Annotated in this window: 12 protein-coding genes and 1 pseudogene; 5 read left to right on the plus strand and 8 right to left on the minus strand. The window is 67.9% G+C overall.

The window, feature by feature from the left end; genetic code table 11:
• Positions 1 to 12 precede the first annotated feature (12 nt).
• On the minus strand, positions 13 to 612 hold the full coding sequence (locus tag RMCN_RS13630; RefSeq protein ID WP_064416298.1) for a riboflavin synthase: 600 nt from the start codon (positions 610 to 612) through the stop codon (positions 13 to 15).
• Positions 613 to 716: 104 nt separating this feature from the next.
• On the opposite strand from RMCN_RS13630, the gene RMCN_RS13635 reads away from it, so the two are divergent.
• On the plus strand, positions 717 to 1,421 hold the full coding sequence (locus tag RMCN_RS13635) for an LppX_LprAFG lipoprotein (RefSeq protein WP_067389955.1): 705 nt from the start codon (positions 717 to 719) through the stop codon (positions 1,419 to 1,421).
• Positions 1,421 to 2,977 (plus strand): MFS transporter, encoded by a 1,557-nt coding sequence (locus tag RMCN_RS13640; RefSeq protein WP_067389959.1) that lies wholly within the window; start codon positions 1,421 to 1,423, stop codon positions 2,975 to 2,977. The genes RMCN_RS13635 and RMCN_RS13640 overlap by 1 nt, the downstream gene beginning before the upstream one ends.
• Here RMCN_RS13640 and RMCN_RS31050 read toward each other — a convergent pair.
• Positions 2,974 to 3,135 carry a hypothetical protein gene (locus tag RMCN_RS31050; RefSeq protein ID WP_165604441.1) on the minus strand — a complete coding sequence of 54 codons (162 nt, stop codon included), beginning with the start codon at positions 3,133 to 3,135 and terminating at the stop codon, positions 2,974 to 2,976. The genes RMCN_RS13640 and RMCN_RS31050 overlap by 4 nt on opposite strands.
• A gap of 173 nt (positions 3,136 to 3,308) precedes the next feature.
• Between RMCN_RS31050 and RMCN_RS13650 the strand changes: the two genes are divergently transcribed.
• From RMCN_RS13650 to RMCN_RS13660, 3 genes and pseudogenes are all read left to right on the plus strand, one after another.
• Positions 3,309 to 3,863 (plus strand): type 1 glutamine amidotransferase domain-containing protein, encoded by a 555-nt coding sequence (locus RMCN_RS13650; RefSeq protein WP_174523814.1) that lies wholly within the window; start codon positions 3,309 to 3,311, stop codon positions 3,861 to 3,863.
• A 47-nt stretch (positions 3,864 to 3,910) separates the two neighbouring features.
• Positions 3,911 to 4,960: an ABC transporter permease gene (locus RMCN_RS13655; RefSeq protein WP_064416300.1), complete on the plus strand. Its 1,050-nt coding sequence runs from the start codon at positions 3,911 to 3,913 to the stop codon at positions 4,958 to 4,960.
• Positions 4,961 to 4,964: 4 nt separating this feature from the next.
• Positions 4,965 to 5,954 (plus strand): annotated as a pseudogene (locus RMCN_RS13660) (ABC transporter ATP-binding protein); the annotation flags it as partial.
• A 115-nt stretch (positions 5,955 to 6,069) separates the two neighbouring features.
• Here RMCN_RS13660 and ribD read toward each other — a convergent pair.
• The 6 genes from ribD to RMCN_RS13690 are packed head-to-tail and all read right to left on the minus strand — an operon-like array spanning position 6,070 to position 12,433.
• Complete coding sequence (gene ribD / locus RMCN_RS13665) at positions 6,070 to 7,071, minus strand: bifunctional diaminohydroxyphosphoribosylaminopyrimidine deaminase/5-amino-6-(5-phosphoribosylamino)uracil reductase RibD (protein ID WP_064416301.1); 1,002 nt, start codon at positions 7,069 to 7,071, stop codon at positions 6,070 to 6,072.
• Positions 7,068 to 7,745: a ribulose-phosphate 3-epimerase gene (gene rpe, locus RMCN_RS13670; RefSeq protein ID WP_067389965.1), complete on the minus strand. Its 678-nt coding sequence runs from the start codon at positions 7,743 to 7,745 to the stop codon at positions 7,068 to 7,070. Before rpe ends, ribD begins: the two co-directional genes overlap by 4 nt.
• 4 nt (positions 7,746 to 7,749) lie before the next feature.
• Entirely contained in the window at positions 7,750 to 9,123 is a 1,374-nt protein-coding gene (locus RMCN_RS13675) for an RsmB/NOP family class I SAM-dependent RNA methyltransferase (protein WP_067389969.1), read from the minus strand.
• Complete coding sequence (gene fmt, locus RMCN_RS13680; RefSeq protein WP_067389972.1) at positions 9,120 to 10,049, minus strand: methionyl-tRNA formyltransferase; 930 nt, start codon at positions 10,047 to 10,049, stop codon at positions 9,120 to 9,122. Before fmt ends, RMCN_RS13675 begins: the two co-directional genes overlap by 4 nt.
• Before the next feature lie 42 nt (positions 10,050 to 10,091).
• A complete protein-coding gene (locus tag RMCN_RS13685; protein WP_064348342.1) occupies positions 10,092 to 10,628 on the minus strand; it encodes a LemA family protein in 537 nt (178 codons plus the stop codon).
• The gene (locus RMCN_RS13690; RefSeq protein WP_067389975.1) at positions 10,622 to 12,433 is read right to left on the minus strand and encodes a DUF2207 domain-containing protein; all 1,812 of its coding nucleotides are present in this window, start codon (positions 12,431 to 12,433) and stop codon (positions 10,622 to 10,624) included. Before RMCN_RS13690 ends, RMCN_RS13685 begins: the two co-directional genes overlap by 7 nt.
• Between the last annotated feature and the right edge of the window lie 21 nt (positions 12,434 to 12,454).

Genomic DNA, 12,454 nt, shown 5'->3' on the forward strand with positions numbered 1-12,454 from the left:
AGTGGCGGCGGGTCAATCGCTTTGGGGAGACAGCAGTCGCTCGACGTACTTGGCGATCACGTCCACCTCGAGGTTGACCAGCGTGCCGACCTCTGCGCGGCCGAGAATCGTGAGATCGAGCGTCGTCGGGATCAACGACACCTCGAACCAGTCGTGGCCGAGCCCGGACACCGTCAGGGAGACGCCGTCGACGGTGATGGAGCCCTTCTCCACGACATAACGCGACAACGCGGTCGGAAGCGCGATGCGCACCACGACCCAGCGCTCCGACGGTGTGCGCGCGATCACGTGCCCCGTGCCGTCAACGTGGCCCTGCACGATGTGCCCGCCGAGGCGGCTGTTCACCGCCGCCGCACGCTCGAGGTTGACCCCGCTGCCCACCCCGAGACGGCCCAGGCTCGACCGGTTCAACGTCTCCCCGATCACGTCGGTGGTGAACGTTGAATCCGGCCTCACCTCGACGACGGTCAGGCAGACGCCGTTCACCGCGATCGAGTCACCGTGGCGGGCGTCCGAGGTGACGAGCGGCCCGCGGATGGCGAGCCGGGCGAAATCGCCGAGATCTTCCTTGCCGACGACCTCGCCGATCTCTTCGACGATTCCGGTGAACACCTCGCCAGACTATCGAGAGCACCGCCTCCTTCGACGTTGCCCCGTTCGCCCTGGCAGCGCCCCGTGCGCCGAGTCCGCGCGTCCGGACCCTTTACGATGCAGTCATGCCCACGCGCCTCCTGACGATCCTCGCCGCCCTCGTTGCCGCCATCGCCCTGCTGGCGGGTTGCTCCTCTACATCGGAGGAATCGACGAAGGACCTCCCCGACGGGGCGACCCTGCTCCAGCAGTCGAGCGAGACCACCAAGAAGCAGACCAGCGCCCATATGAAGCTCACGGTGGAGGGCACGATCGAGAAGCTCCCCATCGAGTTGCTGGAGGGTGACCTGAGCAATGCGCCCACGTTCACGGCCCATGGCAAGGTCAACCTCCTGATGGGCGGCCAGCGTCTCGAGGGCGTGGAGTTCGTCGTCGTCGACGGTGACCTCTACGCCACGTTGACCCCGGGTGGCACGTTGTCGAACTTCGGTCCCGCCGTCGATATCTACGACGCCTCGCTCATTCTCGACCCCGAAACGGGGTTGGGCAACGTACTGGACAACTTCTCCGACCCGAAGGCCGAGGGCCGTGAAACGGTCAACGGCGTGGAGACGGTCCGAGTGACCGGGACCGTCAGTGCCGATGCAGTGAACAAGATCGCGCCGCAGCTCGGCGTGACCGGTCCGGTGCCCGGTACGGCCTGGATCGCCGAGGGTGGCGACCACGAGTTGGCCCAGGTCAAGTTGCAGCCCGACTCGGACAGCAGCGTCACCATGGCAATGTCGGAGTGGGGTAAGCCGGTGACGGTCACCAAGCCCCCGGCAGCCTGATGTCGGTTTCAACGCCAGCCACGAACACCCGCGCCGTAACCACACGGTCGAATCGCCGGATCGCGATCAGCGCGGGCAGTCTCGCGGTGCTGCTCGGCGCACTCGACACTTATGTCGTCGTCGCGATCATCACCGACATCATCGTCGACGTCGGCATACCGATCAATCAGCTGCAGAGGGTGACGCCGATCATCACCTGCTACCTGCTGGGTTACATCGCGGCGATGCCGCTGCTGGGCCGGGCCTCGGACCGGTTCGGTCGCAAGTTCATCCTTCAGGTGAGCCTGGCCGGTTTCGCGGTCGGATCCGTCGTCACCGCGATGTCGAATGACCTGCTTCCGATGGTGATCGGCCGCACGATCCAAGGTGTCGCCAGCGGTGCGCTCTTGCCCGTCACGCTGGCGTTGGCGGCAGACCTGTGGGCCAGCCGCAACCGCGCGTCGGTCCTGGGCGGTATCGGCGCCGCGCAGGAATTGGGCAGCGTGCTAGGCCCGCTCTACGGCATCGCCGTCGTCGCAGTCCTCAACACTTGGCGCGACGTCTTCTGGATCAACCTGCCCCTCGCCGCCGTGGCGATGGTGCTGATCCACTTCAGCCTGCCCTCCCAGCTCAAACCCGAGAATCCTGAACGGGTGGATGTCGTCGGCGGCGTGCTGCTGGCCGTCGCGCTGGGCCTGACGGTGATCGGGCTGTACAACCCCGCGCCCGACGGCCGGAAGATCCTGCCGAGCTACGGACTGCCAGTGCTTTTGGGCGCGGCGGTGGCATTGATTTTGTTCTTCGTCTGGGAGCGGTTCGCCCGCACACGCCTGATCGAACCCGCCGGTGTGCACTTCCGACCATTCTTGGCGGCGCTGGGCGCGTCCCTGTGCGCAGGCGCGGCGTTGATGGTCACGCTCGTCAACATCGAACTATTCGGCCAAGGTGTACTCGGCAAGAACCAGACCGATGCCGTCCTTCTGCTGCTGCGGTTCTTGATCGCGCTGCCGATCGGTGCAGTGATCGGCGGGTGGCTCGCGACCAGGATCGGTGACCGAGTGGTCGCATTCGTGGGTCTCATGATTGCGGCGGGGGGATATTGGCTGGTGTCGAATTGGGGGGCCGATGTACTGACCACCCACCACGACCTCGGCTTCGTGAGACTGCCCGTGCTCGACACCGATCTGGCGATCGCCGGCTTGGGTCTCGGCCTGGTGATCGGACCGCTTACCTCGGCGGCACTCCGCGTGGTGCCCGCCGCCCAGCACGGGATCGCCTCTGCGGCAGTGGTGGTTGCGCGCATGGTCGGCATGCTCATCGGTCTGGCAGGATTGACCGCCTGGGGTCTTTACCGGCTCAACCAGCACCTTCAGACCCTTCCGTTCCCGCCGGCCAACACGCTGGCCGAACGCCTGGCGGCCGAAGGGGCCCGCTACCGCGAGGCCTACGTGCTGCAGTACGGCGATATCTTCCTGGTCACGGTCGTGGTCTGCGTGGTCGGCGCACTCCTGGGCCTGCTGATCGGCGGCAAGCAGGAGCACGCCGACGAACCGGCGGAAGTTGTAGACGGCGCCTAGCAGCGCTCGAGGCCGGGGCGCAGCAGGGTCGGCTCGGCCGGCTTGACCGCGTCTTCGACGGCCTCGGCGGGCTGAGCCCGGAAGGTATCGCAGATCAACGCCTTGAGGGTGCGGGGATGCATCGGGCGATAGCTGAGCCAATCCTGCAGTGCAGTCATGGTCGTCGTCCTTTGTTCGTGCTCACCAGCGCGCAAATCGTCGGTGAAAGCGCGATTACGGAGGGCCACACGTGGCCCACTCTGGTACGAGTGTACCGACGTGAGCGCGCTGATTGACTCCTCGACGCGCGGGGTATGCGGGGCATCACACCTAACCTCAACGGAGAAATCTCATGGCAAGTTCACTGAATGGCAAGAAGATTGCGTTTTTGGTCGCTCCCGAAGGTGTCGAGCAGGTCGAGCTGACCGAGCCGTGGAAGGCCGTCGAGCAGGCCGGGGGCACCCCGGAGCTGGTGTCGACGGAGGTTGGCAAGATCCAGGCGTTCAACCACCTGACCCCCGCCGACACCTTCGAGGCCGAGAAGGCCGCCGACTCGGTGTCAGCGTCCGACTATGCGGCGTTGGTACTGCCCGGCGGCGTCGCCAACCCCGACAACCTGCGCATGAACGCCGACGCGGTCGCGTTCGCAAAGAGCTTCTTCGATGCGGGTAAACCGGTCGCGGTGATCTGTCACGGGCCGTGGACGCTCATCGAGGCGGACGTGGTGCGGGGCCGCACCCTGACGTCGTGGCCGAGCGTGAAGACCGACCTGGTCAACGCGGGAGCCAATTGGGTGGATGACGAGGTCGTCGAATGCTCGCGTGGGCCAAACACTTTGGTGTCCAGCCGCAAGCCTGATGACCTGCCCGCCTTCTGCAACACGTTGGTCAGCGCTTTCGCGAAGTAGCCGAAACCCGCTACGCCGACGGCGGTAGCCGGGGTAACGTCGCCGACATGCTCATCGCCGCGCTGCGCGACATGCAGTGGCGAAGACGGCGTTTCGTCATCGCAGTGCTGTCCACGGCGATCATCTTCGGAATGACGCTGGTTCTCACGGGTTTGGCCAACGGTTTCCAGACCGAGGCCAGGCGCACCGTCGACAGTCTGGGCGTCGACCAGTTCGTCGTGAAGGCGGGCGCATCGGGCCCGTTCGTGGGCGCCACTCCGTTCGCGCCCGTGGAATTGCGTCGTATCGCCGCGGCTCCGGGCGTCGACGCCGCCGCTCCCCTCGCCTACGCCGGCGGCACCGCGACTTTGGACGGGGATACGCGCAATGTCGACATCTTCGGTGCGCCCGAACGCGGACCGGGGATGCCGGAGGTCGTCGAAGGGCGCGCCCCCACGGAACCCGACGAGGTCGCGGTGTCGACGACGTTGGGTCGCGGGGTCGGTGACGAGGTCGAGATCGCTTCGCAGAGGCTGCGTATCGTCGGCTTGGTGGAGAACTCGACCGCATTGGCCAACCTGCCCAATGTGTTTCTCACCACAGAGGGCGCCCAGCAGTTGGTGTACGGCGGGGAACGACTGGTCGCCTCCATCGGCGTTCGCGGTTCGCTCGAGCAGGTGCCGAACGGCTATCGAACGGTCGACCGCGACGGAGCGATCGAGGACCTGCTGCGCCCGTTGAAGGTGGCCGTCAACTCGATCACCATCGTCGCGGTCCTGCTGTGGATCGTCGCGGCGCTGATCGTGGGTTCGGTGGTCTACCTGTCTGCGCTGGAACGGCTGCGAGACTTCGCGGTGTTCAAGGCGATTGGGGTGCCTACCCGTTCGGTGATGGCCGGGCTCGCGCTGCAGGCGGTGATCGTGGCGCTGTTGGCCGCGTTGGTCGGCGCCGGACTGTCGCTGTTGCTCGGACCGCTGTTCCCGATGCAGGTGATCGTGCCCACAGAAGCCTTCGTCGCGCTACCGGTGGTCGCGGTGGTGATCGGGCTGATCGCCAGCGCGGCGGGGTTACGTCGCGCGGTGTCAGTCGATCCCGCGCTGGCGTTCGGGGGGCCCTGAGCCGATGGGCGATCTGTCGATCCAGAATCTCGTCGTCGAATACACCAGCGGCGGGCACACCGTGCGCCCGATCGACGGCTTGAATCTCGACGTCGCCGCAGGCTCGCTGGTGATTTTGATGGGCCCCAGCGGATGCGGGAAGACAACGCTGTTGTCGTGCCTCGGCGGGATCCTGCAACCCACCTCTGGCACCATCAAATTCGGCGATGTCGAGGTGACCGCGCTCGGCGAAAATGAGCTCGCGAAATACCGCCGCGAGACGGTGGGATTTGTGTTCCAGGCCTTCAATCTGGTGCCCAGCCTCACCGCGGTCGAGAACGTGATGGTGCCGCTGCGCGCAAACGGCATGTCGCGCCGGGCTTCCCGGAAGCGGGCCGAACAGCTGCTGGGGCGGGTAGGTCTGCAGGACCGTCTCGACCACCGGCCAGGTGACCTCAGCGGCGGGCAGCAGCAGCGCGTGGCGGTGGCCCGGGCGATCGCGCTCGATCCACCGCTGATTCTGGCCGACGAGCCCACAGCGCATCTGGATTTCATCCAGGTCGAAGAGGTGCTGAAGCTGATCCGCGAGCTGGCCTCCGGCACCAGGATGGTGGTGGTCGCGACACATGACAGCCGAATCCTGCCGCTGGCGGATCGGGTGGTCGAGATGGTGCCGAACTTCGCCTCCGCCGACCGCCCGCCGGAGACCGTGGAACTGGAAGCCGGTGAGGTGTTGTTCGAGCAGGGCACCATGGGCGACCTGATCTACATCGTGGACCGGGGCGAGATCGAGATCATGCGCGAACTGTCCGGTGGCGGTGAGGAATTGCTGAAGCTGGCGGTTGAGGGCGACTACTTCGGTGAGATCGGACCGCTGTTCCACCTGCCCCGGTCGGCGACGGCCAAGGCGCGCACCGATGCGACCGTCGTGGGGTACACGGTCCAGGCATTTCGGGAGCGGCTGGGGATGGCGGGAGTGCGCGACCTGATCGAGCACCGCCCGCTGAGCGGCGAATCAGACGAGGGCCCGCTGAGCGGCGAATCAGACGAGGGCCCGCTGAGCGGCGAATCAGACGAGAGCCCGCCGAGCGGCGAATCAGACGAGAGCCCGCTGAGCGGCGAGGATCCGGCTACCCCGGAATGAGGCTCAGCAGCACGTCGGGGCCGATGGGCTCGATCCTGTCGAAGCGCCACCGCTGGGCGTGCGCGATGCTCAGCACACCGACGTCGTCCACCGCCGTGATCGGACCGCCGAGAAGGATCGGCGCGACGTAGGCCAGGATCCGGTTGATGACGCCGGCGCGTAAGAACGCTCCGGCCAACGTGGGGCCACCCTCCAGCAGCACGTCGGTCCGATCGGACAGCGCCTTGACCACTTCGTGGGGATCGCGGGTGCGGATCACCATCGTGCGTGAGTCGTCGTTGAGAACCCTTGCCTCGTGCGAGATCTCACGCTCCCCGACGACAACCCGCAGGGGCTGACGGTCGGCGAGCGTGCCGTCGGGCAGTCGCGCCGTCAGCGCCGGATCGTCGACGAAGACGGTACCGGTCCCGACCACGATCGCGTCGGCGACGGCACGCCTGCGGTGCACGTCGGCACGGGCGGCTTCGCTGGTGATCCACTGGCTGCTGCCGTCCGCCGCCGCGCTGCGACCGTCCACGCTGGTCGCGAACTTCCATGTGACATGCGGTAATCCGGTGCGCTGTTTGTGCAACCACTCGCGCAGCGGGCCGCCGGCCACCGCGTCTGCGAGCACGCCCGCGGTCACGGCCATCCCCTCCTCGGCCAGGCGCGCTGCTCCACCCGCGGCGATCGGGTTCGGGTCGGCGACCGCGTACGCGACCGCCGAAACACCCGCGGCGACAAGTGCATCGACGCACGGCGGTGTGCGGCCGTGGTGGTTGCAGGGCTCGAGCGCCACGACGGCGGTGCCTCCCGCGGCGCGCTCGCCGGCCCTTCGCAGGGCGACCACTTCGGCGTGCGGGCCGCCGGGGGGTTCGGTCGCACCCACACCGGCCACCTCGCCGTCACGATCCAGAATGACCGCTCCGACCGGCGGATTGGGGTAGGTCGTACCCTTGACCTTCTCGGCCTGCTGGACCGCCAGCCGCATCGCGGCTTCGAGGTTCATGCCCGCAGATGCTTGGAGGCGGCGGCGGCCTGCCTGCGCAACGACTCCACCGCCGCGGCGGGATCCTCTGCGCTGTACACCGCCGAACCCGCGACGAAGCAGTCGACCCCCGCCTCGGCCGCCTGCTCGATGGTGTCGGCGTTGATGCCGCCGTCGATCTCGACGACGATCGTCAACTCGCCCGCGTCCACCAGCCGCCGGGCCGTACCGACCTTCACCAGCACTTCGGGGATGAACTCCTGCCCGCCGAATCCCGGCTCCACCGACATGATCAGCAGCGTGTCGAACTCCGGCAGGATCTCCAGGTACGGCTCCAGCGGGGTGCCGGGCTTGACCGAGAGCCCCGCCTTGGCGCCCGCGGCCCGGATGTCTCGGGCGACGCCGACCGGGTTGTCGGTGGCCTCGGCGTGGAACGTGACGTTGTAGGCGCCCGCTTCGGCGTACGGCGGTGCCCACCGATCGGGGTTCTCGATCATCAGGTGGCAGTCCATCGGGATGTCGGTCACCTTCAGCAGCGACTCGACAACCGGCTGACCGATGGTCAGGTTCGGGACGAAGTGGTTGTCCATCACGTCGACGTGCAGCCAGTCGGCACCGCGCACGGCCTCGGCTTCGTCGGCGAGCCTGGCGAAGTCGGCGGCCAGGATCGACGGCGCGATCAGGGGTCCTGCCATGGGCCTACCCTACTTTGAGCGCCGCGGCGAACATCGCATCGGTGCCGTGGCGGTGCGGCCACAACTGCACGTGCGGCCCACCGCCGAGGTTGTCCGCGGGCGCGAACAGCGGCCGGGTGTCCAGCGCCGTCACGGGGTGTCGGCGCAACGCGTCGGAAACGACGCCCACGGTCTCGGCCAGGTGCGGCGAACAGGTGGCGTAGAGCACCACGCCGCCCGGACGCGTCAGCCGGATCGCCGACGCCAGAAGTTCCCGTTGCAGTTTCGCCAGCGGCGGCACATCGGCGGGCCTGCGCCGCCACCGTGCCTCGGGCCGGCGCCGCAGCGCGCCCAGGCCGGTGCAGGGGGCGTCGACGAGCACCCGATCGAAGCCGGGTTCCACACCGGGGTCACGTCCGTCGACGCGCAGCACATCCACGTGCAGGCCGCGGGTGTTCTGTTCGACGAGATCGGCGCGCGCGGGTGCGGGCTCCACCGCGGTGACGCGGGCGCCGTCGGGGGCCAGCGCGGCCAACATGGCGGTCTTCCCGCCGGGGCCCGAGCACAGGTCCAGCCAACGTCCGCCGTCGGTGCCGTCGATCCCGGCCAGGGTCAGCGCCCGCGCGACGAGTTGGCTGCCCTCGTCCTGCACCAGCGCGGCGCCGTCGCGCACCGCTTGCAACCGGCCGGGGTCACCGCCGGTGAGGTACACCGCGTACGGCGAATACCGTCCCACCGTGCCGTCGGCCTGCTCGGCCAGCTCCTGCGCGGTCAACGCGCCGGGGCGGACGGCCAGGTGCACGGCGGGCCGGGCGTCGTCGCTGGCGAGCAACGCGTCGAGCTCACCGGCGTCGGCGCCCAGCGCATCGGCGAAGGACTGCGCGATCCACCGCGGGTGCGCGTGCACGAACGCCGAATGACCGACGGGGTCGGTCACCGCGTCGGGGGCCAGTTCCGCGACCCAGGACTGCTCGTCGCGGGAGGCGATCGTGCGCAGCACTCCGTTGACGAAACCCGCACGAGCCGAATCGAACTCGATACCTGCCTGCTCGACGGTGGTGGACACCGCGGCGTGTTGTTCCACCCGGGTGCGCAGCAGCTGATAGGCGCCCAACCGCAGCAGGTCGAGCAGGACCGGGTCGATCTTTTCGGTGGGGCGGCCCGCGGCGTGACCGATGACCGCGTCCAACAGCCCCCTGGTACGGCAGGCGCCGTATGCCAGTTCGGTGGCGAAGGCGGCGTCTCGGCCGCTGATGCCGCGTTCCCGCAATAACGCCGGCAGGGCGAGGTTGGCGTAGGCGTCCTTTTCCGAGACGGCGCGCAACACGTCGAATGCGACGCGACGAGCCGGGTCCAGGGGCTTGCGTCGTTGCGGACGGTTCCTGCGGGGCTTGGTCATTCGGCTCGTGCCGAGTCGTCGAGGCGGGCGCCGCGGGCCCAGTCGGCCGCGTTCATGAGCTTCTTGCCCGGTGGCTGGATCAGCCCGAGCAGCACCGGGTCCGAGGCGGTGCCGATGCGCACGCCGTCGCGGCTGACGCGGATCGCGCCGGGCGCCAGGGCTTCTGACGCCCCGTCGACGGTGACGGGACCGACTTTGACGCGAAGGTCGCCGATCATCGTCCAGGCGCCGGGATTCGGTGTGACGGCGCGGATCCGCCGTTCGACGACATGGGCGGGCAGATCCCAGCGCACGCGAGCCTCGTCGACGGTGATCTTGGGAGCGATCGTCACTCCCTCCGATGGCTGCGGTACCGCCGTCAACGTGCCGTCGGCGATCCCGTCGAGCGTGCGCTCGAGCAGCTCGGCACCCGAAATGGACAGTCGCTCAAGGAGATCACCGGCCGTATCCGTTGGCCGGATGGTTTCGGTGACGACGCCGTAGACGGGACCGGAGTCCAGGGCGGGTTCGATGAGGAAGGTCGTCGCGCCGGTCACGGTGTCGCCCGCGGCGATCGCCGCCTGTACCGGTGCGGCTCCGCGCCAGGCGGGCAGCACCGAGAAGTGCAGGTTCACCCAGCCGTGTTCGGGTACGGCGAGCAGTCGCTCGCTGAGCAGCGCGCCGTAGGCGACCACCGCGCAGCATTGCGGTGCCAGCTCCGTCAGTTCGGCGATGAACTCCTCGGAGTTCGGCTTCGACGGCCGCAGCACCGGGATGTCGTGTTCGAGCGCCAACCGCGCTACCGGCGACGGTGAGGGCTTGCCGCGCCGCCCCGATGCCGCATCGGGGCGGGTCAGCACGGCGACGACGTCGTGGCGTGGTGATTCGATGAGACGGCGCAGCGACGGCAGGGCGGGTTCCGGGGTGCCGGCGAAGACGATGCGCACCGCGTCAGTCTAGAGACGGCGGCGGTGACGGCGTCCGGGTGCTCAGCGCGGGGTCTGGTAGTACTCGCGTTCGGACACTCCGGTCATCGGTGCGACGAACATCCAAGGGATGGTGGTGATCAACCGGTTCAGGGTCGCGACGGAGTCGTTGTAGTACTGGCGCGCGAACGCGAGCTTGTTCTCGCTGTCGGTGAGGTTCTCCTGCAGATTGAGGAAGTTGTTCGACGAGTTCAGCTGCGGGTAGTTCTGGCCGAGCGCCAACAGCGGGGCCAGCGCGGTGTCGAGCTGCTTCTCGGCGGCGCTTCGTTGTGCCACCGATGTGCCGGTGGTGGCCGAGGTCAACGCGGCGCGTGCGTTGGTGACGTGGTCGAGGATGCCCTTCTCGTGTGCGGCGAAGGTCTGCACGGTGTGCACCAGGCTGGGGATCAGCGATGCGCGGCGCGTGAGCTCGACGTCGATACCGCTGAGCGCCTCGGCGACGCGTACGTCGGCCGATCGCAGCTTGTTGTAGCCGACCACGAAGACGATGAACGCCAGCACCGCCAACACCAGTGCAATCGTCAGTAGCAGCGTCACCATGAGCCGCCCCCTCCTCCTCCGCCGCCACCACCACCGCCGCCGCCGCCCCCGCCGCTGGACCCGCCGCCCCCACTAGACGACTGAGATGCGGTGTACGCGCCGATCGACGACGACAACGCGGATTCGAAGCTGTCGAAACTCGCTCCGCCGGAACCGCCCATGAACCCCGAACCGCCATATGTGGTCGAGTTGTACCAATCCGGCTGTGGCGCAGCCGTTCCCATCGTCGTCTCATACTTCTTGGCCCACAAGGCCGCGGCGCCGGCGGCGACCGCGAACGGGACATAGGCCGAATAGAGGTCTTTGCGCGCCCCGAAGTCGAACCGCGCCTCGGCCGAGTCGGTGGTCAACATCCGGTGGAAACCCCCTGCACGCGACCAGAGTTCGCGGCCGGCCTCGGTACGCCTGGTGCCCACGCCCGCGGCCCAGGAACCGATCGACAACAAGAAGAACGCCGCGAACGGCAGCGCCCACATCGTCGTCGGGAAGAGCCAGCGGAAGACGGCGCACAGCATCAGCACGAACGCGATCGCGTTCGCGGTGCGGAGCCAGAGTTCCTTGCGCCGTTTGACCAGAAGCTTGTTGTCGAAGGCCCAGTTCTGGACGGCTTTGCCCAGATCGGTCTTGGCTTTGTTGAGCTTCTGCCCCGACTTGACGGTCTTCTTCGCTTCGAACTCGCCGCCCGGATGCAATACCTTGAGCACCGACCCGACCGTCACACTGACCGGATCCACCTCGACCCACGCGCTGTGCTCGGCGATGCCGCGGATCCGCCAATGCTGCTCACTGACCTGGCGCAGTTCGATCAGCCCCCGCTCGGCGAGGTAGAACAGCGTCGCGGTCAAGGCCTGTTTGGGCACCGCCTCGGTCCGGATGTACTCCGTCTGCACCGGACCGAGCCCATCCGGCGGCGCGTACTGCAGCGGGAAGCCCGGCGACGGTTCGACCGTGCTGCGGTACCAGAGCAGACCGGCCAAGCCGGCCGCCACGGTCAGCGCCGCGACCCACAGCACTCCGGCCAGCGACTGTCCCAGTACCCGGTCCCACTCATGGGTCCACGGCAACTCGGTGCGCGGCGGGGTCGGGACGTCCACACTCGCGCGCACCGTCACCGGTGTGCGCGGCGGAAGGTTTCGCGCGGAGAACGTCACCCGGTTTCCGGTCGTCGTCAGGTCCAGGCAGGGCCCGCCGACGCCGTACCCGACCGAACATTGCACGCGGGGAACGTCTCCGGGAAGCCGGACCGAGATGTCGGCGCGCTGGATCCGGTTGTTCCAGGCCGGTGCGATCACGTTCCAGAAGAACACCGACCCGGTTGCGGCGGGTTCGCCCGACGATGTGGCGAATCTGCGGTCGGCACCGGTGGTTCCGGGATCGAGGACACCGTCGATGGAGTAGCGGATCTCGTAGACGTGCTCGCCGTAGCTCAGATAGCTGTCGGGATCGCCGATCTTGGCCACCCGGAAGCGTTCCGCGTCTTCCCACAGCATCTCGTAGGGTGCCGGGTCGCCGTCGAGAAGGATCGACTCGATCTGAGGCACTTGACGTACGTGAGGACTGTTGGGGTTGGTCACGTCCCAGTACCGGAAGATGCCATGCCTGCTGGTGGGAAAATCGGCCGTGATGGTCTCCACGGCCTCGAGTCGCCCGTCCTCGTCGACGACGAGGTTCACGTCGTAGTCGGTGATGACGACGGGGTCGTCGGCGGGCGCGGCCTCTGAACCACCACCGCTGAACACCACGGGCCAGAGCACCGCAAATGCCAGCACCAGCAACGTGATCGACCACGCGAACAGCCGGCGCATGCGGACCTCCTGTTGCCTGCG

This window comes from Mycolicibacterium novocastrense (assembly GCF_001570485.1).
Classification (GTDB): Bacteria; Actinomycetota; Actinomycetes; order Mycobacteriales; family Mycobacteriaceae; genus Mycobacterium; species Mycobacterium novocastrense.

Coding starts and splice junctions, on each gene's coding strand:
- RMCN_RS13635 (WP_067389955.1), top strand. CDS start 717: ATGCCCACGCGCCTCCTGACGATCCTCGCCGCCCTCGTTGCCGCCATC.
- RMCN_RS13640 (WP_067389959.1), top strand. CDS start 1,421: ATGTCGGTTTCAACGCCAGCCACGAACACCCGCGCCGTAACCACACGG.
- RMCN_RS31050 (WP_165604441.1), bottom strand. CDS start 3,135: ATGACTGCACTGCAGGATTGGCTCAGCTATCGCCCGATGCATCCCCGC.
- RMCN_RS13650 (WP_174523814.1), top strand. CDS start 3,309: ATGGCAAGTTCACTGAATGGCAAGAAGATTGCGTTTTTGGTCGCTCCC.
- RMCN_RS13655 (WP_064416300.1), top strand. CDS start 3,911: ATGCTCATCGCCGCGCTGCGCGACATGCAGTGGCGAAGACGGCGTTTC.
- ribD (WP_064416301.1), bottom strand. CDS start 7,071: ATGAACCTCGAAGCCGCGATGCGGCTGGCGGTCCAGCAGGCCGAGAAG.
- rpe (WP_067389965.1), bottom strand. CDS start 7,745: ATGGCAGGACCCCTGATCGCGCCGTCGATCCTGGCCGCCGACTTCGCC.
- RMCN_RS13675 (WP_067389969.1), bottom strand. CDS start 9,123: ATGACCAAGCCCCGCAGGAACCGTCCGCAACGACGCAAGCCCCTGGAC.
- RMCN_RS13685 (WP_064348342.1), bottom strand. CDS start 10,628: ATGGTGACGCTGCTACTGACGATTGCACTGGTGTTGGCGGTGCTGGCG.
- RMCN_RS13690 (WP_067389975.1), bottom strand. CDS start 12,433: ATGCGCCGGCTGTTCGCGTGGTCGATCACGTTGCTGGTGCTGGCATTT.